The sequence below is a fragment of the Streptomyces sp. NPDC020681 genome, assembly GCF_044334895.1.
In the GTDB taxonomy this organism is placed as follows: Bacteria; Actinomycetota; Actinomycetes; order Streptomycetales; family Streptomycetaceae; genus Streptomyces.
Window position 1 is genome coordinate 584,976 of record NZ_JBIRTX010000001.1, and the last position, 25,557, is coordinate 610,532.

A 25,557-nucleotide genomic window follows, 5' to 3' on the forward strand; every position below is an offset into this window, starting at 1 on the left:
ACGTTGTCCAGGCCCTATGCTCAAGGCTGAAGCTTCGCATACACCGTACGACGACAGGACACCGCACTGTGGCCGAAACCGACCGCCCCTCGCAGTCGCCCGGGCGCCCCCGCCGCCCCGAGCCCCGCTACGGCAATCGGCCCACCATGAAAGACGTCGCAGCGCGGGCAGGAGTGGGCCTCAAGACCGTCTCCCGCGTGGTCAACGGCGAGGCCGGAGTCACACCCGACACCGAGCGCCGGGTGCAGGAGGCCATCGAACACCTGGGCTTCCGGCGCAACGACAGCGCGCGGGTGCTGCGCAAGGGACGTACGGCCTCCATCGGGCTGGTGCTCGAGGATCTCGCCGACCCCTTCTACGGCCCGCTGAGCCGTGCCGTGGAGGAGGTCGCCCGCGCCCACGGCGCACTGCTCATCAACGGTTCGAGCGCCGAGGACCCGGAGCGCGAGCAGGAGCTGGCCCTTGCGCTGTGCGCCCGCCGGGTCGACGGTCTGATCGTGATCCCGGCCGGTCACGACCACCGCTATCTGGAGCCGGAGATCAAGGCCGGCATCGCCACGGTGTTCGTGGACCGTCCGGCCGGCCAGATCGAAGCGGACGTGGTGCTCTCGGACAGCTTCGGCGGTGCCCGCGCGGGCGTGGCCCATCTGATCGCGCACGGCCACCGCCGTATCGGCTTCATCGGCGACCAGCCGCGGATCCACACGGCCGTCGAGCGACTGCGCGGCTACCGCGCCGCCATGGAGGACGCCGGGCTCGACGTCGACGACTCCTGGGTGTCGCTCGGCTCGACCGCACCCGAGCGGGTGCGGGCCGCCGTCGTCGAGATGCTGGCGCGGCCGGAGCCGATCACGGCGCTGTTCGCGGGCAACAACCGCGTGACGGTGACGGCCGTACGGGTCCTTGCGGAGCACGAGCGGCAGGTGGCGCTGGTCGGCTTCGACGACATCGAACTCGCCGACCTGCTCGGCATCACGGTCATAGCTCAGGACGCCGCGACACTCGGGCGGACCGCGGCCGAGCGGCTGTTCCGCCGCCTCGACGGAGCGGACGACGAGCCCGCGCAGGTGGCGCTGAAGACGACGCTGATCCCGCGCGGCTCGGGCGAACTGCCGCCGTCAGCAGACCGGTAGTCCGGGCACCGGCTGGTCGTTGTCGCCGCCCTTGATGTACACGTCGCTGAACCAGACATTGGTGTTGCCGCTGTCGTCGTCGGTCTTGGCCCACCAGACGTTGGTCCACTGACCGGAGGTCTCGCGGCGGCCGAGGTTCGACTGGCAGTAGAAGTAATTGGTGCCCGCGTTGAGCACACCGACCTGTGTGCCGGACGCGGTGTAGGAGTTGGCGGTCTTCCAGACCGTGCAGTTGTACTTTCCGCCGCCGATCGCGTGGCACACGGGCTCAGGGACCGGATCCGAGCCGCCGCCGGTGGTGTTGGTGGAGCCGCCACCTGTAGTGGTGGAACCGCCCGTGGTGCTGGAGCCGCCGGTCGAGCCGCCGCCGGTGGTGGTCGTGGAGCCGCCGCCCGTCGAGCTTTCGCCCGTGCTGCCGCCGGTGTCAGAACCGCCGGTGCCCGCGCCGTTCGCGGGCGGTTCGGACACCGGCGGAGGCGACTTGGTGGCGTCCTTCCCGCTGGGCTTGGTGCTCGGGCTCTGCTTGCCGCCCGACAGGCTCGCGCCCGGCTCCTTCGTGGCGCTCGATTTCGCCGCCGGGCTGTTGGCCTCGTCGCCCGCCAGCCCCGTGTTCGACGACGGGCCGCGGTCGACGAGGAGGTAGGTGACACCGCCGCCGGCGATCAGCACGGCTGCGACGGCCGCCGCGATCAGCATCCGGCCGCTGCCACGTCCGCCGGACGCCGCAGCGGGAGTTGGAACGGGAACGTGAGCCGGCGCCTGCGAAGCCATCGGCTCAGGCACCGGGTTGTGCGGCACCGCGGGACCGAAGCCCTCGGGCCGGTGCGGTGCGGCGTTCAGTACCGTCGGCACCCGGGTCGCCGGATCCGGCGCGGGCGGCTGGGGCGTCTGGGCCGGCTGGACCGGACCGAGCGGCACGGTGCCCGTGTCCTCGCCCGCGGCCACGGTCGCGAGCAGCCTGGCCGCGGTGTCCGCGTCGGGACGCTGCGCCGGGTCCTTGTGCATCAGCAGTTGCAGTACCGGTGCGAGCGGGCCGGCCAACCGGGGCTCGGGCAGCGGCTCCACGACGATCGCGTTCAGCGTCGACCAGGTGGAGGTACGGCGGAACGGCGCGGCACCCTCGACCGCGGCGTACAGCGTGGCGCCGAGCGCCCAGATGTCGGATGCGGGCCCGGGCTCCTGGCCCTGGGCGCGTTCCGGCGCCAAGTAGTCCAGCGAGCCGACCAGTTCGCCGCTGCGGGTCAGATGTGTGGTGGAGCCGTCGCCGGGGTCGTCCATCGCGGCGATGCCGAAGTCGGTGAGAACGACGCGTCCGCCGCGGTCGAGCAGCACATTGCCGGGCTTGACGTCGCGGTGCAGGACTCCGACGCGGTGGGCGGCGCCGAGCGCCTCCATCACCTTGGATCCGATCGAGGCGGCCTCGCGGGGGTCCAACGTGCCGCGCTCGCCGAGCACATCGTCCAGCGAGGGGCCGTCGATGAGCTCCATCACGATGACCGGGCGGCCCTGGTGCTCGGTGACGTCGTGCACGGCGATGACCGAGGGATGGCGTACCCGGGCGGCGGCGCGCGCCTCGCGCTGCATCCGCACGCGCAGATCGGCCAGTTCGGGCCCTGACGAGTCGGAGTACGTCCGCAGTTCCTTCACGGCGACTTCGCGGCCGAGCACCTCGTCGACGGCGCGCCAGACGACGCCCATGCCGCCGCGGCCCAGCTGTTCGATCACCCGGTAACGGCCGGCCAGCCGTTCGCTCTCCCCCGAAGTCACGCTGCCCCGATCCCTTGTTGCGACTGTGGACGCGTAACAGACTAAGGGGCAGCGGTGACGGGGCCGATGACTGTTACTTCGCTGTGGCGGTGAGGTCTCCGCGGCGCGGCGACGCGAACCCGTCCAGATCGGCACGGGTCAGACCGGTCAGCCGCGCGACCTCGTCGGTGTCGAGTGCGCCGCAGTCGATGCCGCGCAGCAGATAGCCGCTGAGCGCCTTGGCGGTGGCGGGCTCGTCCATCACGTCGCCGCCCGCGTGGTTGGCGTACGCGGCGAGCCGCGCTGCGGCCTGCTCGAACCCCTCGCGGTAGAAGGAGAATACGGCGGCGTAGCGCGTCGGAAGATGGCCCGGGTGCATGTCCCAGCCCTGGTAGTAGGCGCGGGCGAGTGCGCGGCGGGTGAGACCGTAGTGCAGCCGCCATGCGTCGTGGACCTTCTCGGTCGTGCCGACCGGGAGGACGTTGGTGGAGCCGTCGGAGACCCGTACGCCGGTACCGGCGGCCGCCACCTGCATGATCGCCTTGGCGTGGTCGGCGGCTGGGTGGTCGCTGGCCTGGTAGGCGGCGCTGACGCCGAGACAGGCGCTGTAGTCGAAGGTGCCGTAGTGCAGTCCGGTGGCGCGGCCCTCGGCGGCCCCGATCATCCGGGCGACCGTGGCGGTGCCGTCGGCGGCGAGGATGGACTGGCTGGTCTCGATCTGGATCTCGAAACCGATCCGGCCGGCTTCCAGGCCGCGCGCCTTCTCGAACTCCTCCAGCAGCCGGACCATCGCGGTGACCTGCTCGGCGTAGGTGACCTTGGGCAGCGTCAGCACGAGTCCGTCCGGGAGGCTGCCGTGCTCCAGGAGGCCGGTGAGGAAGACGTCCAGGGTGCGGATGCCGCGGTCGCGTACGGCGGCCTCCATGCACTTCATCCGGATGCCCATGTACGGCGCGGCCGTGCCGTTCGCGTACGCCTCGGAGATCAGGCGTGCCGCGCGTACGGCGTGCGCGTCCTCGTCGGCGTCGCCGCGGCCGCCGTAGCCGTCCTCGAAGTCGACCCGCAGATCCTCGATGGGCTCGCGTTCCAGCTTGGCCCGTACGCGGTCGTACACCGGGGCCGCGAGCTCGTCGGACAGCCCGAGTACGGCGGCGAGAGAGGCGGCGTCCGGAGCGTGCTCGTCGAGCGCGGCCAGCGCCTGGTCGCCCCAGGAGCGGATGGTTTCGGCGGCGAACATGTCGCCGGGTACGTAGACGGTGTGGACGGGCTGGCGGGTGCCGGGGTCTCCGGGGTAGCGGCGGGCGAGTTCGGCGTCCACCGGCGCGAGGGAGGCGCTGATCCCGTCGCTGACCGCACCGGCGAGGCTCGTTGCCGCCTTCTCCTGCTGACCCATCCCTGCACCCTCCTGTTTTCCGCTTCACGGAATCAACAATCCGTAGAGCGAAGTTAATAGGCAGCTACGACCTGCGTCAATGGTCGCCCGAATGACGGCGGGGGGGGGGGGGGGGGGGGGGGGGGGGGGGGCCGCGCCCCCCCCCCCCCCGGGCGCCGCCCCCCCCCCCCCCCCCCCCCCCCCCCCCCCCCGGCCGTATCGAACCGTGCAGCTCAGCCCTTGCGGGTCTGGACCTCCTGGGTCAGCTGCGGGACGACGTCGAAGAGGTCGCCGACGACGCCGTAGTCGACGAGGTCGAAGATCGGGGCCTCGGCGTCCTTGTTGATGGCCACGATGGTCTTCGAGGTCTGCATGCCGGCCCGGTGCTGGATCGCGCCGGAGATGCCGGAGGCGATGTACAGCTGCGGGGAGACCGACTTTCCGGTCTGGCCGACCTGGTTGGAGTGCGGGTACCAGCCGGCGTCCACGGCGGCGCGGGAAGCGCCGACGGCCGCGCCGAGGGAGTCGGCGAGCGCCTCGATGATCGCGAAGTTCTCGGCACCGTTGACGCCACGGCCGCCGGAGACCACGATCGCGGCCTCGGTCAGCTCCGGACGGCCGGTCGACTCGCGCGGGGTGCGGGCGACGACCTTGGTGCCGGTGGCCTGCTCCGAGAAGGAGACCGCGAGGGCCTCGACCGCGCCGGCGGCCGGAGAGGCCTCCACGGCGGCCGAGTTCGGCTTGACCGTGATGACCGGGGTGCCCTTGGAGATACGGGACTTGGTGGTGAAGGAGGCGGCGAACGCGGACTGCGTGGCCACCGGGCCCTCGTCGCCGGCCTCGAGGTCGACGGCGTCGGTGATGATGCCGGAGCCGATGCGGACCGCGAGGCGGGCCGCGATCTCCTTGCCCTCGGCGGAGGACGGCACGAGCACGGCGGCCGGCGAGACGGCCTCGTACGCGGCCTGGAGCGCGTCCACCTTCGGTACGACGAGGTAGTCGGCGAACTCGGGGGCGTCGGCGGTCAGTACCTTCACCGCGCCGTGCTCGGCGAGCGCCGGAGCGGTGGCCTCGGCGCCGGAGCCCAGCGCGACGGCGACCGGCTCGCCGATTCGGCGGGCCAGGGTCAGCAGCTCGAGGGTGGGCTTGCGGACGGCGCCGTCCACGTGGTCGACATAGACGAGAACTTCAGCCATGGGATTGCTCTCCTGCGAATGCGAAGTATCTGGGGGCAGTTGGGGGCAGTGAGCCTTAGATGAACTTCTGGCTCGCGAGGAACTCCGCGAGCTGCTTGCCGCCCTCGCCCTCGTCCTTGACGATCGTGCCCGCGGTACGGGCCGGACGCTCGGCCGCCGAGTCCACCGCGGTCCAGGCGCCCTCGAGGCCGACCTCGTCGGCGTCGATCTCGAGGTCCTCCAGGTCCAGGGACTCAACCGGCTTCTTCTTGGCGGCCATGATGCCCTTGAAGGACGGGTAGCGGGCCTCGCCCGACTGGTCCGTCACGGACACGACGGCCGGCAGGGACGCCTCGAGCTGCTCGGACGCGGTGTCGCCGTCACGGCGGCCCTTGACGGTGCCGTCCTCGACGGAGACCTCGGAGAGCAGCGTGACCTGCGGGACGCCCAGGCGCTCGGCGAGGATCGCCGGCAGCACGCCCATGGTGCCGTCGGTCGACGCCATGCCGCAGATGACCAGGTCGTAGCCGGTCTTCTCGATGGCCTTGGCGAGCACCAGCGAGGTGCCGATGACGTCGGTGCCGTGCAGATCGTCGTCCTCGACGTGGACGGCCTTGTCGGCGCCCATGGACAGCGCCTTGCGCAGCGCGTCCTTGGCGTCCTCGGGGCCGACGGTGAGCACGGTGATCTCCGCGTCGTCCGCCTCGTCGGCGATCTGCAGCGCCTGCTCGACCGCGTACTCGTCGAGCTCGGACAGCAGTCCGTCCACGTCGTCCCGGTCGACGGTCAGGTCATCGGCGAAGTGCCGGTCGCCGGTGGCGTCGGGCACGTACTTCACACAGACAACGATCCTCAAGCTCACGCCGGCTCTCCTACTGCATCGTCATTTGAGCTGCCTTTGCAGGCAGCATAGGCGCCTGAAGGCGGGGTTTCCGGTCGGGGCGACCGGCGCTCCGAACGAAATATTACTCGTCAGTACACCCAAAGCATTCCCGCTGAGCAAGCGCTTTGAACTGTGACGTTGGCAACGCTGTGTAATCAGGGACTCTCAGTCCCCGGGGTCAGTCTCTCAGCCCGTTGAAGCGACCCTGGTGATAGACGAGCGGGCGGCCGGCTCCGGCCGGATCGCCGACGACGGCTTCGGCGATCACGAGGCGGTGGTCGGCCGCGGGAACCCGGGCGACAACGCGGCACACCAGCCACGCCAGTACGCCGTCGAGCAGCGGGACTCCTTCGGGGCCGGTGCGCCAATCGGTGGGCGGCGCGAAGCGGTCGGCGCCGCTGCGGGCGAAGGTGGCGGCGAGTTCCTGCTGGTGCTCGCCGAGTACGTGCACGCCGATGTGGTCAGCCCGGGCGATGACCGGCCAGCTGGACGACGAGGTACCGACTCCGAAGGAGATCAGCGGAGGTTCGGCAGCCACCGAGGTGAGCGAGGTGGCGGTGAATCCGACGGGCCGCTCACCCTGGGCGGTGATCACGGCGACGCCCGCGGCGTGCTGGCGGAAGACGGAGCGCAGCAGGTCGGGAGAGGCCAGCTGAGGAGTGCCGAGTTCGGGCGAAGCCGTCATGGAGTCGTCCTTCTGCGGGAGGTGCGAACGGGGCGGCCGGGACTGCTCAGACAGCCGGACAGCGTGCGCTCGCGGTGCGGGCCAGGTCGGCATGAACCCGCCCGTGGAGAAGGAGTTCTTCGGACACAGCGTCAGAGTGCAGATGCATGGCGGGTGCAGTCAAGCGGGTCCGGCGATGTGCGACACGCGTCACGGGCCGTCACACCGCCTGGCCGAGCGCGGCGATCACGTCCGCCTTGCGCGGCTGGCCGGACGCCCTGGTGACGATGCGTCCGCCCGCGTCCAGCACGAGAACGGTGGGCGTCTTGAGAATGCCGAGCTCCCGCACGAGCTCCAGCCGCTCCTCCGCGTCGATCTCGACATGGACGACGCCGGCGACCATCTCCGCGACATCCGTGAGCGTGCGGCGTGTCGCGCGGCACGGCTGGCAGAAGGCGCTGGAGAACTGCACGAGCGTCGCCCGCTCGCCGAGCTCCGCCCCGATCTCGCCCGCGCCGAGTTGCCTCCCCGCATCACGACCGCGCACCTTCAGCCTCCCGCCGTTCTTCCGCTGCCACAGCCCGAACACGCTCGCCGCCGCGAGCACCACCGCAACCACCAAGAGTCCGCTCATCCCAAGCTGCAGCGTTCACAGGACTGCAAAGATTCCCGAGGTCACACGGCGGGCGGGCTGCGTGATGCTGAGGGAATGGACATCGACGTCAGGGGGCCTCGTTTCGGGGCCGCCGTCACCACGGTCGTACTCGCCGTCGTTCTCGTCACGGGCAGCGGCGCGCTGCTCGCCTGGCAGGCGCTGGCCTTTGCCGCCGGAGCCGCACTGGGCGTGCAGCGCTCTCCGTACGGATGGCTCTTCCGCACCGCGGTACGGCCCAGGATCGGACCGGCAACCGAGCTGGAGTCGCCACAGCCACCGCAGTTCGCGCAGGCCGTCGGGCTCGGCTTCGCCGCGCTCGGTCTGATCGGCTACTTCGCCGGGCCCGAGTGGCTGGGTGTCGCCGCGACCGCCTGCGCCCTCGCCGCCGCGTTCCTCAACGCCGCTTTCGGCTACTGCCTGGGCTGCGAGATGTACCTGCTCGTACGCCGGGTTACGGCCGCACGACGATGATGTGACGAAAAGGACGTGACAAGAATCTCGCCCGGCACGGCCGCCAGGACTGGCCAGCACGCCCTGTATGGGGCACGATCGGCCCAATGCCGAAAACCTACGGCTGCGTAACTTCCGCCGGGAGAACCCTCCCCGGGTACAACAGAAGGGTCCTCCCCAGATGGCAGAGCTCGTCTATCGGCCGGTCATCGGCGCCGCTCTCACCCTGTTCAAGGCGCTGGACCTGAAGATCGACACTCAGGGCTCGGAGAACATCCCGCGCTCCGGCGGCGCTGTGCTGGTCAGCAACCACATCAGCTATCTGGACTTCATCTTCACCGGGCTCGCGGCGCTGCCGCAGAAGCGCCTGGTGCGCTTCATGGCCAAGGACTCGGTGTTCCGGCACAAGATCTCCGGCCCGCTGATGCGCGGAATGAAGCACATTCCGGTGGACCGTACGCAGGGCGAGCAGGCTTATGCGCACGCGCTGGACTCGCTGCGCTCCGGCGAGATCATCGGCGTCTTTCCCGAGGCCACGATCTCGCAGTCGTTCACGCTCAAGTCGTTCAAGTCCGGCGCGGCCCGCCTGGCCCAGGAGGCCGGCGTGCCGCTGATCCCGATGGCGCTGTGGGGCACCCAGCGACTGTGGACCAAGGGCCGCCCGCGCAACTTCAAGCGCAGCCACATCCCGGTGACCATACGGGTCGGCGAGCCGGTCGAGGCGCCGGCCGACCAGTACGCGGGCGCGATCACCCGGCGGCTGCGCGAGCGGGTGCAGGAGCTGCTCGAGGCCGCTCAGCGCGCCTATCCCGTACGCCCCAAGGACGCCAGTGACACGTGGTGGGTGCCGGCGCACCTCGGCGGTACGGCACCCACTCCGGCCGAGGTCCGCGAGTTCGGCTGAAACGTCACGCCCGGCCTCGGGGTTCGTGGACAGTGATCCGCGCCCCGGGGCTCAACTTCTCCAGAGATTCGGCGAGTTCGGCGGCTGCGGCCTCGAGCTCGCCGTTTGTCATGGGGGCCATGCCCTCCAGCAGGAAGAGCGCGTTCACGGACTCCTCGGTGAGCCGGGTGCGCACGCCCTGACGCCAGTTCCAGCGGCGGCAGGTGACGCCTTCGTCGTCGCACCAGACGACTTCGCCCGCTTCCGGATGCTCGACGGTCTCCTCGCCGCCCGCGACGGTGACGAACGGCTCCGCCCCGGTCGCCCTGATCAGCCGCATGCCGCCCGTGATGTGGTCGGTGTCCTCGCCGCCGACCGGGACGAGATGCGCCACGCTGATCGCGTTGTAGAGGTCGACCAGCACGTTGATGCGCGGCAGTCCGCCGTCCGCGAGCGCGCGCCGGGCGAGCGCCTCGGCGGAGTTCCGAGTGCGGGACGGCTTCGCGCCGAAGGCGGTGTACGCCTCGCGCCAGGCGGCCATGTGCGGGTCCTCGTGCGGGGCGCTTCCGGCGAGCCGCTCGGCGAGCCTGCGGGCGGCGTCGTCCAGCAGGGCCGAACTGTCCGCGTTGCTGGGGCCGTTGACCAGGCCGTGCGCCTCGACGGCGAGATGGGCGAAGCCGGGGGCGAGGGCGCCGACCTCGTCGGAGACGGTGAGCGAGAGCGTCATGGAGGGGTGCCTCACAGTTCGGTGGGGAGCCGGGTCCAGAGGGACTCCCGGTCGGGTGCGGCCCGGAGCGCGCCGAGCACCGCCGGATGCGGTACAGCATAGAGTACCGGATAGTCCATCTCGCTAGACCCGGGCTGAACCGGAAACGCCAGTCGCTCATGCTCGAGCGAGAACTGCGCGTCCACGCCGGGCTTGTTGCCCCGCGGATCCTGCCGCGCCCACTTCTCCCGCCCCGGCAGTCTGACCGCGACCAGCCCGTGGACCACGTCCAGCCGCTGGTAGCACAGCGCGGCCGGGATGCCCGCCGCACGCAGCAGAGCGGCCAGGGCGTGGGACTTGGCGTAACAGATGCCGGTCCGCTGCTCGATCACGTCCGAGGCGCGCCAGGTGACGCGCGGATCGCCGGCGTCATACGAGTGCGGAATGCCGTCGCGGACGAACTCGAAAGCGGCCTTGGCGTATGCGTATGCATCGCCACCTTCGACTCGCAGGCCCGCAGCGGTCTCCCGTACGGTCGGGTGCTCGTGGTTGATGGTCTCGTCGGCGGCCAGATACGCGGCCAGTTCAGGCGCCTGCTGGATCAGCTCCATGCCGGACGACCTTATGGATGTGGCCGATCGGAGTCAATCAATTTCCGATCGGCCACATACCTATGCAGATGCAGAGCGTGCGGTGAGGCGGCTACTTGGCCATCTCTTCCTTGAGCGCCTGGACGAAGGAGTCGACGTCTTCCTCCGTGGTGTCGAAGGAGCACATCCAGCGGACCACTCCGGCCGCCTCGTCCCAGAAGTAGAAGCGGAAGCGCTTCTGCAGCCGCGCCCCCGCATCGTGCGGAAGGCGCGCGAAGACCGCGTTGGCCTGCACGGGATGGAGGATCTCCACACCGTCGACGGCGCGCACGCCGGCCGCCAGGCGCTGTGCCATGGCGTTGGAGTGCTGGGCGTTGCGCAGCCACAGGTCACGCGCCAGCAGCGCCTCCAACTGCACTGACACAAAGCGCATCTTGGAGGCGAGCTGCATCGACAGCTTGCGCAGGTGCTTCATGTGGCTGACGGCGTCCGGGTTCAGGACGACGACGGCTTCGCCGAACAGCATGCCGTTCTTCGTGCCGCCGAAGGTGAGCACATCGACGCCGACGGCGTTGGTGAAGGCCCGCATCGGGACGTTCAGCGACGCCGCCGCGTTGGCTATCCGGGCCCCGTCGAGGTGCACCTTCATGCCGAGGCCGTGCGCGTGGTCGACGATCGCGCGGATCTCGTCGACCGTGTAGACCGTGCCCAGTTCGGTGTTCTGGGTGATCGAGACGACCTGCGGCATGGCACGGTGCTCGTCGTCCCAGCCGAAGGCCTGCCGGTCGATGAGCTCGGGCGTGAGCTTGCCGTCCGGCGTCGGCACGGTCAGCAGCTTCAGCCCGCCCATCCGCTCCGGCGCGCCGCCCTCGTCGACGTTGATGTGCGCGGACTCGGCGCAGATCACCGCACCCCAGCGGTCGGTCAGCGCCTGAAGCGCGGTGACATTGCCACCGGTGCCGTTGAAGACCGGGAAGGCCTCGGCGGTCGGGCCGAAGTGGCTGTGGATAATCCGCTGGAGGTGCTCGGTGTACACGTCCTCGCCGTAGGCGATCTGGTGACCGCCGTTGGCGAGCGCGAGCGCGGCCAGGACCTCGGGGTGCGCGCCCGCGTAGTTGTCGCTGGCGAAGCCGCGCACCTCGGGGTCGTGATGACGCCGGGCGTCGGTCTTCACGGTTTGGGGGTCAGCCACAGACGCTGTCCATTCGCTTCCTGCGCGGGCCGGTCCCAGACTCCGGCGATGGCCTCGGCCAGTTCCGTCACGTCGGTGAAGCCCGCGAACTTCGCATTCGGGCGCTCGGCGCGCATCGCGTCGTGCACCAGTGCCTTGATGACCAGGATCGCAGCCGCGGCCTTCGGCCCCTCCTCGCCCCCCGCCTTGCGGAAGGCGTCGGCGAGCGCGAGCGTCCAGGCCTCGGCGGCGGCCTTGGACGCCGCGTACGCCGCGTTGCCCGCGGTCGGCTTGCTCGCTCCGGCCGCGCTGACCAGCACATAGCGTCCGCGGTCGCTGCGCAGCAGCCCGTCGTGGAAGGCCAGTGAGGTGTGCTGCACGGTACGGATCAGCAGCTTCTCCAGCAGTTCCCAGTCGGCGAGATCCGTCTCGGGGAAGGTGGCGCTGCCGCGCCAGCCGCCGACGAGATGGACAAGACCGTCGATCCGGCCGAACTCCTTCTCGGTCTGGTTCGCCCACTCACGGGCCGCGTCGAGGTCCAGAAGGTCGACCGTGTCCCCGGTGACCGTCGCACCGCCGTGCGCGTACCGGGCGGCGTCCACCGCCTCGGCCAGGCGCTCGGTGTCCGCGTCCGAGGCCACGACGATCGCTCCGGCCTCGGCGAGCCGCAGCAGCGTGGCCCGGCCCGCCGGACCCGCCGCACCGGCAACCGCGATCACGGCGCCGTCCAGCACCCCGCTGGCGTTTGAGTTCATGCTCGTAGCCTCCTCCTCGCGAGTGCTCACGCGGCTGCTCCCAGGGCCTTCTCCGCGGTGATCCCCTTGGTGGAGGCGATCACGGCCTTCAGCTTCTTGGAGAGCGCCTCATAGAACATGCTGAGCGGAAACTCGTCGGGAAGCACGTCATCGACGAGTTTCCGCGGCGGCTGCGTCAGATCGAGGGCGTCGGGGCCCTTGGCCCAGCGGGAGCCGGGGTGCGGCGCGAGATAGGTGGAGACCAGGTCGTACGCGGCGAACCAGTGGACGAGCTTGGGACGGTCGATGCCGTCGCGGTAGAGCTTCTCGATCTCGGCGCAGAGCTCGTTGGTGACCTGCGGAGCGCGCTTCCAGTCGATCTTCAGAGTGTTGTCCGTCCAGCGCACCACATCGTGCTTGTGGAGGTAGGCGAAGAGCAGCTGGCCGCCGAGTCCGTCGTAGTTGCGCACCCGCTCGCCAGTGACCGGGAAGCGGAACATCCGGTCGAACAGCACCGCGAACTGCACATCACGGCCGTGCCGGTTGCCCTCGGCCTCCAGCTTCACGGCCTCCTTGAAGGCGGTGAGGTCGCAGCGCAGCTCCTCCAGGCCGTACATCCAGAACGGCTGGCGCTGCTTGATCATGAAGGGGTCGAAGGGCAGGTCGCCATGGCTGTGGGTGCGGTCGTGGACCATGTCCCAGAGCACGAAGGCCTGCTGGCAGCGCTCCTGGTCGCCGATCATCTCCCGGATGTCGTCGGGCAGCTCCAGGCCGAGGATGCGTACGGCCTCGCTCGTGACGGTACGGAAGCGGGCGGCCTCGCGGTCGCAGAAGATGCCGCCCCAGGTGAAGCGCTCGGGGGCCTCGCGCACGGCGATCGTCTCCGGGAAGAGCACCGCGGAGTTGGTGTCGTATCCGGCGGTGAAGCCCTCGAACGTGATGCCGCAGAAGAGCGGGTTGTCGTAGCGCGTGCGCTCCAGCTCGGCGAGCCACTCGGGCCAGACCATGCGCAGTACGACCGCTTCGAGGTTGCGGTCCGGGTTGCCGTTCTGCGTGTACATCGGGAAGACGACCAGGTGCTGCAGTCCGTCGGCCCGTCCGGCCGCGGGGTGGAACGCGAGCAGCGAGTCCAGGAAGTCCGGGACGCCGAAGCCGCCGTCGGCCCACTTGTGCAGGTCGGCGACGAGCGCGCGGTGGTACGCGGCGTCGTGCGGGAGGAGCGGGGAGAGATCGTCCACGGCGTCCAGCACGCGGTCGAGAACGGCCTGGACGGCGACACGGGCGGGCGCCCCGTCGGCGTCGAAGTCGATCGAACCGTCCTTCGACTGCCAGGGGCGGATCTCCTCGACGGCATCCCTGAGCCTCGGCCAGGCCGGGTGCTCGACCACCCGGGCGCTGGAAGTTATTGCCCCTGCGGCAATGTCCTGCACAAGAATTTCCGTCATGTCACTTCCTCCACGGGAGAACCTCGCGTCAAGACACCGTATCTATGCCCGGTTCTCCTGTACAAGTGAACGCTGAAGGAATTATTTTGCTCCGCCGCCATGATCACCGGAAGTCTTGCGGTTTCCGACGGTCCGAGTGATCGCTTCCACGACCCCCGCCATCGCCTGCTTCGCCTCGTCCACCGTGCCGCTCAGCGCCAGAAAACCGTGGAACATCCGCGGGAAGTGCGCCTCGGTGACCGGGACTCCGGCCGCGGCGAGCTTCGCGGCGTACGCCCGTCCCTCGTCGCACACCGGGTCGCAGCCGGCCGTGACCACATGCGCGGGCGGCAACCCGGAGAGGTCCGCGCGCAGCGGTGAGGCCAGCGGGTGGTCTTCGTCACCATCAGGCCCGAGGTACTGCTCGCGGAACCAGCGGACGTGGGCGGCCGTGAGGTAGTAGCCGTCCGCGTACTCCCGGTGCGACGGCTGGTCCAGGCCCGCGTCGGTGGCCGGATAGACCAGCACCTGCAGCGCGAGCTCCGGGCCGCCGCGATCCCGCGCCATCAGGGCCGCCGCGGTCGCGAGATTGCCGCCCGCGCTGTCCCCGGCCACCACCAGCGCGCCCGGATCGCCGCCCAGCTCCTCGATGTGGTCCGCCGCCCAGCAGACGGCGGCGTACGCGTCATGGATGGGCGCCGGGAAGCGCACCTCGGGCGCGAGCCGGTAGTCGACGGCGACGACGACGGCGTCCCCGTCACGGCAGAGCTGGCGGCAGATGCGGTCATGACTGTCCAGGCCGCCGAGCACCCAGCCGCCGCCGTGGAAGAAGACCACCGTCGGACACGGCTCGCCGGCGTCCTCGGCGTCGTCGGCGCGCGGGCGGTAGATCCGTACGCGGAGCTCGGGGGCGTCCACCGGGCCGGGGATCGTGCGATCGGCCACCGACCCCACACGTCCACGGCCGAAGGGCATCAGCGTGGCGTCGAGAATCCGCCGTGCCTCCACCGGGTCCGTGACCGTCCTCCCGACATCCGGGAAGACGGCGGTCATCACGTCGACGTACTCCCTCACCTCGGGCGTCAGCCGGTCGGTCCAGCCGGTCATGCGGGCTCCCCCTCCAGTACGGAATCGGTGTTCGAGCGCCATGATCCCGTCGGCGCTCGGCGTCCCGCAGCCGATCGCGCACAGCTGACCGCACGTCAAGGCCGTGTCAGGCCCCTGCCGACGGGCCCTGGGACCGTTCGTCAAGCCGCGGAGGACGCGCCCACGTGCGGGTGCGAGAGCGGTTCCAACTCGGGGCCCGGCCACTAGGCTGCGAGCTTGCCGTGTGGTTGCCGGGACGCGCCGCGCGGGAGCCGCCGTCGACGGAAGCGAGAGAATCTTGACTTTCCTCACCATCGGTCATCGCGGGGTCATGGGCGTCGAGCCGGAGAACACCCTGCGCTCCTTCGTCCGCGCCGAACGGGCCGGCATGGACGCCATCGAACTGGATCTCCATCTCACCAAGGACGGCGCGCTCGCCGTCATGCACGACGCCGACGTGGACCGCACGACCGACGGCAAGGGTCCGATCGCCGAGAAGACCCTGGCCGAGCTGCGGGAGCTCGACGCGGGCGCCGGCGAGCGCGTGCCGGTCTTCGACGAGGTGCTCGACGCCGTCCAGGCGCCGCTGCAGGCGGAGATCAAGGACGTGGCCGCCGCGCAGGCGCTCGCCGACGTGATGCTGCGCCGCGATCTCGTCCACCGGGTCACGGTCTCGTCCTTCCACGACGACGCGGTCGCCGAGATCGCCTCACTGGTGCCGGGCGTACGGACGGTGCTCATCGCGAGCCGCTGGGGCGCCGACATCGTGGACCGGGCCAAGGCCGTCGGCGCGACCTCGCTCGCGCTGAACATCCGCAGACTGACCCTGGAGACCGTGGAACACGCGCACGGCGAGAACCTTCAGGTGATCGGCTGGGTGGTGAACACGCTGGAGCATCTGCGTCTGGTGCGCGCGCTCGAACTCGACGGAGCGACCACCGACTTCCCGGAGATCCGGCTCACCGGCCGCTTCACGGCCTAGGAACCGTCCGGCCGGACAGGGGCGGGCTCGCCCAGCTCCTTCACCAGCAGCTCGAAAGCCAGATCGGCGCGCTGCGGGATCCCGAAGCGCTCGTCGCCGTACGGGAAAGGGGTCAGCTTTCCCGTACGGCGGTAGCCGCGGCGCTCGTACCAGGCGATCAGCTCGTCCCGCACCGAGATCACCGTCATGTGCATCTCGCGCACGCCCCAGGTCTCGCGTGCGCTGCGCTCCGCCTCGGCGATGATCCGGCGGCCGAGGCCCTCGCCCTGAAGCTCGGGACGGACCGCGAACATGCCGAAGTAGGCCGCCTCGCCCCGGTGTTCGAGCTGGCAGCAGGCGATTGTCTCGCCGTCGCGCTCCACGAGCAGAAGACGGCTGCTCGGCGCGTCTATGACCTCGCGGACGCCTTTCGGATCGGTGCGCTGTCCGTCCAGGATGTCCGCCTCGGTGGTCCACCCGGCGCGGCTCTTGTCACCGCGATACGCGGATTCGATCAGCCCGACCAGCACTGGTACGTCCGACTGGACGGCGTCGCGGTAGGTGAGCTCGGCGGAGTCGCGGGGCGGTGCGCTGTCCATGGGGCGGCTCTCTCTTCTCTCTCGACGGTCTTGTCCGGAGGCTCCGCGGACCGGAATCTTCTCGCCGGCGCGCGGGTGTCCCGAGGCTACCTCGGGCCCCGGGCACTACGGTTTTGGCCATGGTGCATGTGCTGAGCAGCCGGATCCTCCTTCGACCGACCGACCCGGAGCGCTCCCGCCGGTTCTACGGACAGGTGCTGGGCCTGCCGGTCTACCGCGAGTTCGGCACCGGCCTGGAGCGCGGCACGGTCTACTTCCTCGGCGGCGGCTTTCTCGAGGTCTCCGGGCGCGCGTACGCACCCGCTTCGACCGACATCAAGCTGTGGCTCCAGGTCGAGGACGTGGCCGCGGTCCACGCCGAGTTGTCGGAACGGAACGTCGAGGTGCTGCAGCCGCCCCAGCAGGAGCCGTGGGGGCTGATCGAGATGTGGATCGCGGATCCGGACGGCCACCGGATCGCTCTCGTCGAGGTGCCGGCCGACCATCCGCTGCGTTACCGGCCCTGAGCCGTCGGGGGCGGCCGAGGGGCGGGCCCGCCGCCGCGGCCGCGCTCCCCCTGCACCCCAGTGCGCTCGCCTACGCCCCGCGCGGGCCGGGCATCGACCTCTCGACACCGTCGAAGGGGAGGTGCGCCGTGCACGGACCCGCGATGTCCGGCTGGCTGCTCGTGGCGCTGTGCGGGGCCACCGGCGCGTACTGCCTTGCAAGGACGCGCAGTTGCTCCGGCGAGGCCCGCAGTACGGCAGGCGGCGAGGCCCTGATGGGTCTGGGCATGGCGGCGATGGCGGTGCCCGCCGCCGTGCTCGCGCTGCCGCGGTGGGCGTGGCTCGGTTACGCCGTGGTCTTCGGCGCCGCGGCGCTGTTCGCTCTGCGGGGCGCCGTCCGCAGCAGCCACCACCGGCACCATCTCGTCGGCTCGCTCGCGATGGTCTACATGGCCGTGGCGATGACATCCGGCGGTGGCCAAGGCGGGCACGCGGCGGCCGGGGTGCCCCTGCTGACCGGCGCGCTGCTGGTGTACTACGGCGCCTATGTGCTGCGCTCGGGCGCCCGGCTGCTGCCGCAGGCCGCCGTCGCCGGCACGCCTGCCACCGTCGCCCGGCAGCCCGAGCTGGCTCCGGCCTGCAGGCTTGCGATGGGCATCGGCATGCTGGCAATGCTGCTCACGCTCTGAGCGGCCCGCCCGGACGATCTTCCGCTGCGCGGCCGTGAAGCCGTGTCGTACATCACTTGCCGCGCGAGGCCATACCCGCAAGTAGCACCGCGCTCATAGGCTGACGGCATGTTGGTCTCCCTCGTGCTGCTGCTGCTCGGCGCACTGGCCGCCGTCGTGGCTCCGCGGCTGGTGTCGCGTGCCGAGTGGCCGGAGCGCGAGCCGGTGGTGGCGCTGTGGGTGTGGCAGTGCGTGGTGGCGGCCGTGCTGCTGTCGTTCGCGCTCTCCATGACGTTCAGCGCGGCGGCCGCCTGGCAGTTCGTACGAGGCCATGTCTTCGCAACCGCACCGCATGGTGTCGTGGAGGCGTACGCCCTGGGCGCGGGCGAACCGTGGCCCGCCGTTCTCGCCGTCGTGCTGGCCTGCGGCGGACTGTGGACGGCGGCGATGCTCACCCGGGAGATCCGCCGGGCGCGGCTGCGGCGCAGGAAGCGGCGTACGGAGCTGCTGGTGCGCTCTCCGCGGCTGCCGGGCGAGGAGCCGGGCAGCGAGCGCCTCGTCGTCCTGGAGGGCGAGCGGCCGGACGCCTGGTGGCTGCCCGGCGCGGCACCCCAACTGGTCATCACCACGGCCGCGCTGCGCAGGCTGAAGGGCCGTCAGCTCGATGCCGTGCTGGCGCACGAACAGGGCCATGCTCGGGCGCGGCACGACTGGCTGCTGCACTGTTCCTCCGCGCTGGCCAACGGCTTTCCGCAGATTCCGGTGTTCGCCGCGTTCCGCGACGAGATGCACCGGCTGGTCGAACTGGCCGCCGACGATGTCGCGTCCCGGCGCTTCGGCCGGATCACGATCGCGCTCGCGCTGGTCGAACTGAACGAGGACCGCGGGGTGTTCGGCCCCTGCCCCACCCCGGACGCCCAGCTGCCGCAGCGGGTGAACCGGCTGCTGGCACCCGTGCCGCGGCTCACCGCGGGCCGCCGGCTGCGGCTGACGGCGGCCGCCGCGCTCGTGCCGGTGGTCCCGCTGCTGGTGGCCTTCGTGCCGGGGCTTCGCGCGCTGGGATAGCCGGATGCGCGGGTCAGCCGCGAAGATCTCCACCATGCACTCCCCGCGCCCGGCGCCCGGCACTCCCCCGGCCCGCCGCCTCACACCTGTCCGTACGTGCGCGGCCCTGGCCGTGCTTTCGGCCGTTCTGCTGGTGCTGGTCGCGGTCTCCTGGTCACCGCTGATGTCCCTCGACCGGACGGTGGCGAACGGGCTGCACGACTGGGCGGTGGACGAGCCGGGGCTGGTGCGGCTGAACAGGCTGCTCACCGACTGGGTCTGGGACCCGTGGACGATGCGTGCGCTGCTCGCGGTGGCGGTCGTGTGGCTGCTGGTCCGGCGGGAGTGGTTGCTCGCCACGTGGGTCGCGGTGACGAGCGCGGTCGGCACGTTCGTGCAGCAGGGGCTGAAGGCGGCGGTGGGACGGGAGCGGCCGCAGTGGCCGGATCCGGTGGACTCCGCCCACTACGCGGCCTTCCCCTCCGGCCATTCGATGACGGCCACCGTCAGCCTGATCCTGCTGCTGTGGCTGCTCGGACGGCACCTGGCCGAGGGTCGGTGGTGGCGCTGGGGTCTGGCGGCCGCCGTTGTCTCCGTCGTCGGAGTGGGCTTCACCCGGCTCTTCCTCGGCGTGCACTGGCTGTCGGACGTGGTCGGCGGCACGCTGATCGGCGCGTGCTGGGCAGCCGTCTCGATCATCGCGTACGAGCGTGTGGTCTTGAACCGAAAGCGCTGACCCGGGAAGGATCGCGGGCATGGCGATCAAGGGTGTGCTCTTCGACTTCTCCGGAACGCTCTTCCGCATCGAGTCGGTGGACAGTTGGCTGCGCGCGGCGCTGGACGCGCGCGGCACCGAGCTTGCTGAGGACGAATTCTCCCGTCTGGCCCAGGAGTTGGCGGCCGCCGGAGCTCTGCCGGGCGGTTCGTCGCCGGGCACGGTGCCGGCGCATCTCGCGGAACTGTGGGCGACCCGCGACGTGGCGACGGACCGGCACCGGGCCGCGTACACCGGTCTGGCCCGGCGGGTGGAGCTGCCGGACGAGGGTCTGTACGACGCGCTGTACGAGCGCCATATGACGCCGGCGGCCTGGCGGCCGTATCCCGACGCCGCCGAGGTGCTCGGGGCGCTGCGGGAGCGGGGCGTGCGGATCGGCGTGGTGAGCAACATCGGCTGGGATCTGCGGCCCGTCTTCCGCATCCACGGCCTGGACGCGCTGGTGGACGCCTATGTGCTGTCGTACGAGCACGGAGTGCAGAAACCCGATGTGCGGCTCTTCCGGACGGCGTGCGAGGCGCTCGGCCTCGATCCCCGCGACGTCCTGATGGTCGGCGACCATCCGGGCGCGGACGGCGGCGCCGCGGATCTCGGGTGTGCGGTCCACTTCGTGGACCATCTGCCGGCCGACGAGCGTCCGGACGGGCTGCGGCCGGTGCTGGATCTCATCGACTGAGACGGGCGCAGGGGCCCTGCCCCGAATGCCGGGAGGAAGCCGGAGGCAGCGCAGAACTACCCGGACCGGACGATCCCCCGCGTCGCCCGGTCCGGGCAGCAGTACCCCCGCTGACCAGGCCCTGAAGGTCTCGCAGCGGGACGCCCTGAGTATATTGGCTCGTAGCCAGTCAACGCAGGAGTCAAGCATGTCCCCGCGGAGCGCATCGGTCAATGAAGAGCTCCGTCGGCGTTCCCGCGAGCGGCTCCTGCAGGCGACGGTGGACCTTGTCGGGGAGCGCGGATACGAGGCCACGACGCTGGGCGACATCGCCGACAGGGCGGGCTCGGCGCGCGGTCTGATCTCGTACTACTTCCCGGGAAAACGGCAGCTCCTGCAGTCCGCAGTGCATCGCCTGATGCACATGACGCTGGAGGCGGCCTTGGAGCGCGAGCCGCGTACGGAGGACGGGGAGGAGCGGCTTGCGCGGGCCATCGACGCCGTCCTCGGGCTCGCCGTCGACCATCCGGTGCTGATGCGGACGCACATGTCCGGCGTCCTGCAGGCCGAGGGTTTTGTGCAGTGTCCGGAACAGCAACGGCTGGCCGCGCTGCTGCGCGACACCGTCGAGCGGTACGGATCGCAGAAGGCCGACGTCGACTATCCGCTGCTGCGGGCGCTGCTGATGGGCGCGGTTTTCGCGATTCTGCTGCCGGGCGCCCCGATGCCGCTGCCGCGGCTGCGTGCGGAGCTGTTCCAGCGGTACGGGCTGGCCTGGGAGTTGGGTGTTCCGCCGGGCGAGAAGCCGCCCGGCGGAACGAGTTACGACGCCAGGGGTGTCCTGGATCAGTCGCGGTCGAAGTAGTCGGGCTGGGTCTGCACGTTGAGTTCGGGCAGCCGCACCCACTTCGCCGGGTCTGTACGCCTGTCGTTGATCTTCAGGACGTCCAGGCCCTTGGCGATGTCGTTGGAGTAGACATAGCCGTTGTAGTAGTACGCCGACCAGGGGCCGGCCGTGGTGACCTGGTCGAGGTTGACGGGACCGCGCTCGAAGAACCCGATCTCCTTGGGCCTGGCCGAGTCGGTGAAGTCCCAGACCGAGACACCGCCCTGGTACCAGGCCTGGACCATGAGGTCACGGCCCTTCACCGGGATGATCGAACCGTTGTGGGCCACGCAGACCTCGACATCGGCCTGGTGACGCTCGATCTTGAAGTAGCTGCGGAAGACCAGCTTGCGACGGTCGCCCTTGCCGACGATGTCGTAGATGCCGTCGGCGCCGCGGTTCGGGCCGATCTCGGCGTTGCAGGTGGCCGCGCCGCCGCCGCCCAGCTCGTCGGTGAAGACGACCTTGTTGGCCTTCTGGTTGAACGTCGCCGAGTGCCAGAACGCGAAGTTCACGTTGTCCTGGACACGGTCGATGACCCTCGGGCGCTCAGGGTCCTCGATGGAGAACAGGATGCCGTCGCCCATGCAGGCGCCGGCGGCCAGGTCCTTCGAGGGGAGCACAGTGATGTCGTGGCAGCCCGTGGTCTTGGAGACGCCCGGGTTGGTGGGCGAACCGGGGTTGCCGCCGCCGTCCGGTCCCTCACCCGGGAAGAGCACCGGGAAGTTCACGATCCGGGACTGCTCAGGGGCCTTGCGCGGCACCTTGATGACCGAGATGCCGTCGTGCGGCGGCTGGCAGTCGGGGAAGGTGGCGTTCGGCGAGTACGAGGAGACGTAGACATAGACGTTGCGACGCTCCGGCACCAGCGTGTGGGTGTGCGAGCCGCATGCGGTCTCGACAGCGGCGACGTACTTCGGGTTGCGGATGTCGCTGATGTCGAAGATCTTCATGCCCTCCCAGGACGACTTCTCCGTGGCGGGCTGCGACGTGCTGTTGCACGAGTTGTCGCTGCGCGAGGAGTCGGTGGAGAGGAAGACCAGGTTTCCGGAGACCGAGATGTCGTTCTGGCTGCCCGGGCAGAGCACCTGGGCCACGGTCTTGGGAGCCTTCGGGTTGCTGATGTCGAAGATCCGGAAGCCGTCGTAGTTGCCCGCGAAGGCGTACTTCCCCTGGAACGCAAGGTCCGAGTTGGTTCCCTTGAGCGCGTCCTTGGGGATGTTGGCGAGATGCTCGATGTTGTCGCTGTGGACGATCTCGTCCACGCCGGGTATCTCGCCGCTCTCGATGGCGGACCTGTCCTCGGCCGCCTGACCCGAGGACACCCTCTTTTGGGCGGGTGTGTCGCCGGGGTCGGGTGTGGCGACCGCGGGTCCGGCCGCCAGCAGCGTGGCGAGTAGCCCGGCCGCGGCTGTCGCCACGCCCAGACGTCTGCGCCGCACTCGGGTGGTGTGCAACAGGGTCACTGCGTCCTCCCTTGTAGCCGTTCCTAGTTGAACGGTTCACGGACCCCGGCAGTATCTTCCTTTGCATGCACATCTCAACAGATGGCAACACAGACGTAATGAAAGTTTTTGATCAACGGCGTACGCAAGCGTGCTAGGAACAGTCATCAAACACCCCAAGTGCCTCAGGAGGTCTCCGTGTTGAACCGCCGTTGGACCGCAGGTGTCCGCAGGCCGGTCCTTGCGGCAGCGGTCATGGCCGCCGTACTCGCCCTGGGCGCCTGCGAGTCGGGCTCCGACGCTCCCGCCAAGGCCAAGGGGGATACCGGACCGTCGGTGGTGGCTCCGGGCAAACCGGGCGAGCCGGCGAAGACGCTCTCCGCCGAGGACGCCGCGAAGGCTCTTCCGGACGACTCGCCCAACTCCGCCGACTTCAACTACGCGCACATGATGATCAAGCACCACGGCCAGGCACTGCAGATAACCGCACTCGTGCCGGACCGCGCGGAGTCGACGCAGGTCAAGCGGCTGGCGGAGCGGATATCCGCGTCCCAGAAGCCGGAGATCGGCGCCATGGAAGGCTGGCTGAAAATCAACGGCGCAAAGGACAAGGACAAGGACGGTCACGACCACAGCGATGCGTCCATGCCGGGAATGGCGACCCAGGCCCAGCTGACACAGCTGCGCGGCGCGAAGGGCAAGGCCTTCGACGAGCTCTTCCTGAAACTGATGATCACCCACCACCAGGGAGCGATCACCATGGCCACGGAGGTCCTCTCGGAGGGCAACAACGTGGTGGTCGAGGAGATGGCGAACGACGTGGTCGCGCAGCAGACCATCGAGATCAGCCGGATGCGCTCCATGTGACGGGCACCCGCGCGCTCCAGGACCGGCGGCGGTTGTGGCGCGGCGCGAGATACCCGTCGTCGCGGGCGCCGGCGATGAGCCGGAGCGACTTGCGGCGGCTGCGCCCGGTCGCGTTCATCACGGCGAGCACGGGGTCGAGGCCGCTCTGCTGTGCGGCCCGGTAGGCGTCGGCCGCGATCCGGCGACCCGCCCGGCCGCGCGGCACGACGGCACGGGCCCGGCGGTGGCCCGGCCGCGGCGCCTCGTCCTCGGCCTCCGCCTCCGCCTGGGCCGCGACGACGGGCTCGGCCTGCCCCTCCTTCAGGCAGGCGTCTTCCAGCGGGTCCTCGATCCGGTCGGCGAGCACCGTGAACCCCTCGAGCGGCAGCGGCGGGTCGGCACGCAGGTCCTCGATCGCGATCCGGCCGCCCTCGACAACGGCGAGGACGTCGACCCTGGCCCCGTCGGCGAAGGTCAGCCGGACGTCGAACCAGGATGAGGAGATCTCGTACGCGGGAGAAGGCTCCACGGTCACCGTGCCGCGGCTCTGCACCTCCCACACAGGCGGGCAGGGCAGCCATCCGCCCAGGTCATACAGATCATTAGCGTTAAGAAACGTAGTTTCTTGCACAATTAGCACGTAACCAGTCAAATCATGACTATCTGCGGCGGCGCGCTGATCACTCCGCCGCAAGGCACCCCGTCAGGCCACCTCCCCAGCCCCGCACCCTGGTGCGATGCTGTAATCCCCCTGCGGGAAGGAGCGCAGCTGTGCTTCGCGTCGCCGTCGTCGGATCGGGACCCAGCGGGGTCTATGCCGCGCAGGATCTCGTCCAGCAGAGCCTGGTCCCGGACGTGCGGGTGCACGTACTGGACAGACTCCCCTGCCCCTACGGACTCGTGCGCTACGGGGTCGCGCCCGACCACGAGAAGATCAAGTCCCTGCAGAACAATCTGCGGACCGTGCTGGAGCACGAGCGGATCGACTTCGTCGGCAATGTCGAGGTGGGCACACACGGCCTCGGTCCCGAGCGCCTGCTGGAGCTGTACCACGCGGTCGTCTACTGCGTGGGCGCCGCCAGGGACCGCCGGCTCGGCATCCCGGGCGAGGAGCTGCCCGGCAGCCGCTCGGCCACCGACTTCGTCTCCTGGTACAGCGCGCACCCCGACGCGGCCGGCAACGGCTTTGCGCTCGGTGCCCGTTCGGCCGTGGTGATCGGCGTCGGCAACGTGGCCGTCGATGTGGCCCGCATCCTCGCCCGGGCGGCGGACGAGCTGCGTCCCACCGATGTGCCCGAGAGTGCGCTCGGCGCGCTCGCGCTCAGCCAGGTGCGCGATGTGCACATGGTCGGCCGGCGCGGTCCCGCGCAGGCCAAGTTCACCACCAAGGAGCTCCGGGAGCTCGGCGCGCTGCCGACGGCGGGGGTGGCGGTCGACCCCGCCGACCTGGAGCTGGACCCGGCCTACACGGACGCCGCGGCCGCTGCGGCGCTGCCCGCGGTCAACCGCCGCAACCTCGATGTCGTACGGAAGTGGGCCGCCGAGCCCGTGCAGGGCCGGGACCGCCTGATCCATCTGCGGTTCTTCCTGCGCCCGGTGGAGCTGCTGGAGCAGGGCGGGCGGGTCGCGGGCGTACGGTTCGAGCGCACCGTCCCGGACGGCGACGGCGGTGTCCGGGGCACCGGCACGTACGAGGACATCGAGGCGCAGCTGGTGCTGCGGGCGGTCGGCTACCGCGGTGTGCCGCTGCCCGGGCTGCCGTTCGACGAGCGGCACGGAACGGTGCCGCACGCGGCGGGCCGGGTGCTGCGGGACGGGGTGCCGTCGCCCGGAGAGTATGTGGCGGGCTGGATCAAGCGCGGCCCGACCGGCGTGATCGGCACCAACCGGCCGTGCGCCAAGGAGACGGTGGCCTCGCTGCTCGAGGACGCGGCGGCGCTGGCGGCGCGCTCGGTCGCGGCGGATCCGCTGGCGGCACTGCGGGAGTCGGGGCACCGGCCGGTGCTGTGGCCGGGGTGGCTGTCGATCGAGGAGGCGGAGTCGGCACTGGGCCTCTCGCTCGGGCGGCGGTCCGTCAAAATCCCTGACTGGCAGGGGTTGTTGGGCGCGGCAATGCAGTAGCGAGGGTCCTAGGGCCTTTCGATTGGATCAGGCCCTAGCGGTCGCGCTGCTCCTGATGCGCGGCCGCGGCGAGCACGCTGTCCAGCAGCCCGGGGAACTGGGCGTCGAGATCGCCCCGGCGCAGCCCGTTCATCTTCGCCGTACCGCGGTAGACCTGGCGGATCACACCGCTCTCCCGCAGCACGCGGAAGTGGTGCGTGGTGGTCGACTTGGTGACCGGCAGATCGAAGTACGAGCACGACAGGTCGTCCTGCGCCGTGGCCAGCTCGCACACGACGCGCAGCCGCATCGGGTCCGAGAGTGCGTGCAGCACGCCTTCGAGGCGGATCGCGTCGCGCGGAGGATGAGCCAGCTCGCGGGGGCTTGTCTCGGTGGTCACGGCGACTCCACTCCGTCGGGG

At 70.4% G+C, this 25,557-nt stretch carries 28 protein-coding genes; 12 read left to right on the forward strand and 16 right to left on the reverse strand.

Translation table 11 applies throughout. The features are described from left to right. Positions 1-146 precede the first annotated feature (146 nt). Entirely contained in the window at positions 147-1,133 is a 987-nt protein-coding gene (locus ACH4YL_RS02350; RefSeq protein ID WP_398503954.1) for a LacI family DNA-binding transcriptional regulator, read from the forward strand. Here the strand turns inward: ACH4YL_RS02350 and ACH4YL_RS02355 are convergent. The 6 genes from ACH4YL_RS02355 to ACH4YL_RS02380 form a co-directional block, all read right to left on the reverse strand. Then, positions 1,119-2,900: a serine/threonine-protein kinase gene (locus ACH4YL_RS02355; RefSeq protein WP_398503956.1), complete on the reverse strand. Its 1,782-nt coding sequence runs from the start codon at positions 2,898-2,900 to the stop codon at positions 1,119-1,121. The genes ACH4YL_RS02350 and ACH4YL_RS02355 overlap by 15 nt on opposite strands. 73 nt (positions 2,901-2,973) lie before the next feature. Beyond that, positions 2,974-4,272, reverse strand: coding sequence for a DUF6986 family protein (locus tag ACH4YL_RS02360; protein ID WP_398503958.1), 1,299 nt, complete (start codon positions 4,270-4,272; stop codon positions 2,974-2,976). Positions 4,273-4,484: 212 nt separating this feature from the next. Next, entirely contained in the window at positions 4,485-5,447 is a 963-nt protein-coding gene (locus ACH4YL_RS02365) for an electron transfer flavoprotein subunit alpha/FixB family protein (protein ID WP_398503960.1), read from the reverse strand. Between the two features lie 55 nt (positions 5,448-5,502). Further along, the gene (locus tag ACH4YL_RS02370) at positions 5,503-6,288 is read right to left on the reverse strand and encodes an electron transfer flavoprotein subunit beta/FixA family protein (protein WP_398503962.1); all 786 of its coding nucleotides are present in this window, start codon (positions 6,286-6,288) and stop codon (positions 5,503-5,505) included. 199 nt (positions 6,289-6,487) lie between these two features. Next, positions 6,488-6,994, reverse strand: coding sequence for a flavin reductase family protein (locus ACH4YL_RS02375; protein ID WP_398503964.1), 507 nt, complete (start codon positions 6,992-6,994; stop codon positions 6,488-6,490). Between the two features lie 199 nt (positions 6,995-7,193). After that, positions 7,194-7,607: a TlpA family protein disulfide reductase gene (locus ACH4YL_RS02380; protein ID WP_398503966.1), complete on the reverse strand. Its 414-nt coding sequence runs from the start codon at positions 7,605-7,607 to the stop codon at positions 7,194-7,196. A gap of 75 nt (positions 7,608-7,682) precedes the next feature. Between ACH4YL_RS02380 and ACH4YL_RS02385 the strand changes: the two genes are divergently transcribed. Together ACH4YL_RS02385 and ACH4YL_RS02390 are read left to right on the forward strand one after the other, a co-directional pair. Further along, positions 7,683-8,099, forward strand: a complete 417-nt coding sequence (locus ACH4YL_RS02385; protein ID WP_398503968.1) for a DUF4395 domain-containing protein — start codon at positions 7,683-7,685, stop codon at positions 8,097-8,099. A gap of 160 nt (positions 8,100-8,259) precedes the next feature. After that, complete coding sequence (locus ACH4YL_RS02390; protein WP_398503969.1) at positions 8,260-8,982, forward strand: lysophospholipid acyltransferase family protein; 723 nt, start codon at positions 8,260-8,262, stop codon at positions 8,980-8,982. Positions 8,983-8,986: 4 nt separating this feature from the next. Here ACH4YL_RS02390 and ACH4YL_RS02395 read toward each other — a convergent pair whose 3' ends face one another. The 6 genes from ACH4YL_RS02395 to ACH4YL_RS02420 form a co-directional block, all read right to left on the reverse strand. Then, complete coding sequence (locus tag ACH4YL_RS02395; protein WP_398503971.1) at positions 8,987-9,688, reverse strand: B3/4 domain-containing protein; 702 nt, start codon at positions 9,686-9,688, stop codon at positions 8,987-8,989. Between the two features lie 11 nt (positions 9,689-9,699). Then, on the reverse strand, positions 9,700-10,278 hold the full coding sequence (locus ACH4YL_RS02400) for a transglutaminase family protein (RefSeq protein ID WP_398503973.1): 579 nt from the start codon (positions 10,276-10,278) through the stop codon (positions 9,700-9,702). 91 nt (positions 10,279-10,369) lie between these two features. Further along, positions 10,370-11,449, reverse strand: coding sequence for a threonine aldolase family protein (locus tag ACH4YL_RS02405; RefSeq protein ID WP_398503975.1), 1,080 nt, complete (start codon positions 11,447-11,449; stop codon positions 10,370-10,372). Beyond that, positions 11,428-12,183: an SDR family NAD(P)-dependent oxidoreductase gene (locus ACH4YL_RS02410; protein ID WP_398503976.1), complete on the reverse strand. Its 756-nt coding sequence runs from the start codon at positions 12,181-12,183 to the stop codon at positions 11,428-11,430. The genes ACH4YL_RS02405 and ACH4YL_RS02410 overlap by 22 nt, the downstream gene beginning before the upstream one ends. 26 nt (positions 12,184-12,209) lie before the next feature. Beyond that, positions 12,210-13,607 carry a DUF6421 family protein gene (locus ACH4YL_RS02415; RefSeq protein ID WP_398503978.1) on the reverse strand — a complete coding sequence of 466 codons (1,398 nt, stop codon included), beginning with the start codon at positions 13,605-13,607 and terminating at the stop codon, positions 12,210-12,212. Positions 13,608-13,688: 81 nt separating this feature from the next. Continuing rightward, complete coding sequence (locus ACH4YL_RS02420) at positions 13,689-14,693, reverse strand: alpha/beta hydrolase (protein ID WP_398503980.1); 1,005 nt, start codon at positions 14,691-14,693, stop codon at positions 13,689-13,691. Positions 14,694-14,970: 277 nt separating this feature from the next. On the opposite strand from ACH4YL_RS02420, the gene ACH4YL_RS02425 reads away from it, so the two are divergent. Then, positions 14,971-15,654, forward strand: a complete 684-nt coding sequence (locus ACH4YL_RS02425; protein WP_398503982.1) for a glycerophosphodiester phosphodiesterase — start codon at positions 14,971-14,973, stop codon at positions 15,652-15,654. On the opposite strand, the gene ACH4YL_RS02430 is transcribed toward ACH4YL_RS02425, so the two are convergent. Then, positions 15,651-16,232, reverse strand: a complete 582-nt coding sequence (locus ACH4YL_RS02430; RefSeq protein WP_398503983.1) for a GNAT family N-acetyltransferase — start codon at positions 16,230-16,232, stop codon at positions 15,651-15,653. The genes ACH4YL_RS02425 and ACH4YL_RS02430 overlap by 4 nt on opposite strands. Positions 16,233-16,351: 119 nt before the next feature. Here ACH4YL_RS02430 and ACH4YL_RS02435 point away from each other — a divergent pair, with 119 nt between their 5' ends. From ACH4YL_RS02435 to ACH4YL_RS02460, 6 genes are all read left to right on the forward strand, one after another. Then, entirely contained in the window at positions 16,352-16,738 is a 387-nt protein-coding gene (locus ACH4YL_RS02435; protein WP_398503985.1) for a VOC family protein, read from the forward strand. Positions 16,739-16,866: 128 nt separating this feature from the next. After that, entirely contained in the window at positions 16,867-17,406 is a 540-nt protein-coding gene (locus ACH4YL_RS02440; RefSeq protein WP_398503987.1) for a DUF5134 domain-containing protein, read from the forward strand. A 108-nt stretch (positions 17,407-17,514) separates the two neighbouring features. Beyond that, positions 17,515-18,450: a M56 family metallopeptidase gene (locus ACH4YL_RS02445; protein ID WP_398503988.1), complete on the forward strand. Its 936-nt coding sequence runs from the start codon at positions 17,515-17,517 to the stop codon at positions 18,448-18,450. Between the two features lie 4 nt (positions 18,451-18,454). Beyond that, positions 18,455-19,165, forward strand: a complete 711-nt coding sequence (locus ACH4YL_RS02450; protein WP_398503990.1) for a phosphatase PAP2 family protein — start codon at positions 18,455-18,457, stop codon at positions 19,163-19,165. A gap of 19 nt (positions 19,166-19,184) precedes the next feature. Continuing rightward, entirely contained in the window at positions 19,185-19,880 is a 696-nt protein-coding gene (locus tag ACH4YL_RS02455) for an HAD family hydrolase (RefSeq protein ID WP_398503992.1), read from the forward strand. 187 nt (positions 19,881-20,067) lie between these two features. Next, positions 20,068-20,724, forward strand: a complete 657-nt coding sequence (locus ACH4YL_RS02460; RefSeq protein WP_398503994.1) for a TetR/AcrR family transcriptional regulator — start codon at positions 20,068-20,070, stop codon at positions 20,722-20,724. Here ACH4YL_RS02460 and ACH4YL_RS02465 read toward each other — a convergent pair. Continuing rightward, positions 20,706-22,211: an LVIVD repeat-containing protein gene (locus ACH4YL_RS02465; protein ID WP_398503996.1), complete on the reverse strand. Its 1,506-nt coding sequence runs from the start codon at positions 22,209-22,211 to the stop codon at positions 20,706-20,708. The genes ACH4YL_RS02460 and ACH4YL_RS02465 overlap by 19 nt on opposite strands. Before the next feature lie 159 nt (positions 22,212-22,370). Between ACH4YL_RS02465 and ACH4YL_RS02470 the strand changes: the two genes are divergently transcribed. Further along, positions 22,371-23,057: a DUF305 domain-containing protein gene (locus ACH4YL_RS02470; protein WP_398503998.1), complete on the forward strand. Its 687-nt coding sequence runs from the start codon at positions 22,371-22,373 to the stop codon at positions 23,055-23,057. On the opposite strand, the gene ACH4YL_RS02475 is transcribed toward ACH4YL_RS02470, so the two are convergent. Further along, entirely contained in the window at positions 23,035-23,598 is a 564-nt protein-coding gene (locus tag ACH4YL_RS02475; protein WP_398504000.1) for a DUF6214 family protein, read from the reverse strand. The two genes, ACH4YL_RS02470 and ACH4YL_RS02475, sit on opposite strands and share 23 nt — an antisense overlap. Positions 23,599-23,807: 209 nt before the next feature. On the opposite strand from ACH4YL_RS02475, the gene ACH4YL_RS02480 reads away from it, so the two are divergent. Continuing rightward, positions 23,808-25,157, forward strand: coding sequence for an FAD-dependent oxidoreductase (locus tag ACH4YL_RS02480; RefSeq protein WP_398504002.1), 1,350 nt, complete (start codon positions 23,808-23,810; stop codon positions 25,155-25,157). A 34-nt stretch (positions 25,158-25,191) separates the two neighbouring features. Here ACH4YL_RS02480 and ACH4YL_RS02485 read toward each other — a convergent pair whose 3' ends face one another. Further along, a complete protein-coding gene (locus tag ACH4YL_RS02485) occupies positions 25,192-25,536 on the reverse strand; it encodes an ArsR/SmtB family transcription factor (RefSeq protein ID WP_398504004.1) in 345 nt (114 codons plus the stop codon). Positions 25,537-25,557 lie beyond the last annotated feature (21 nt).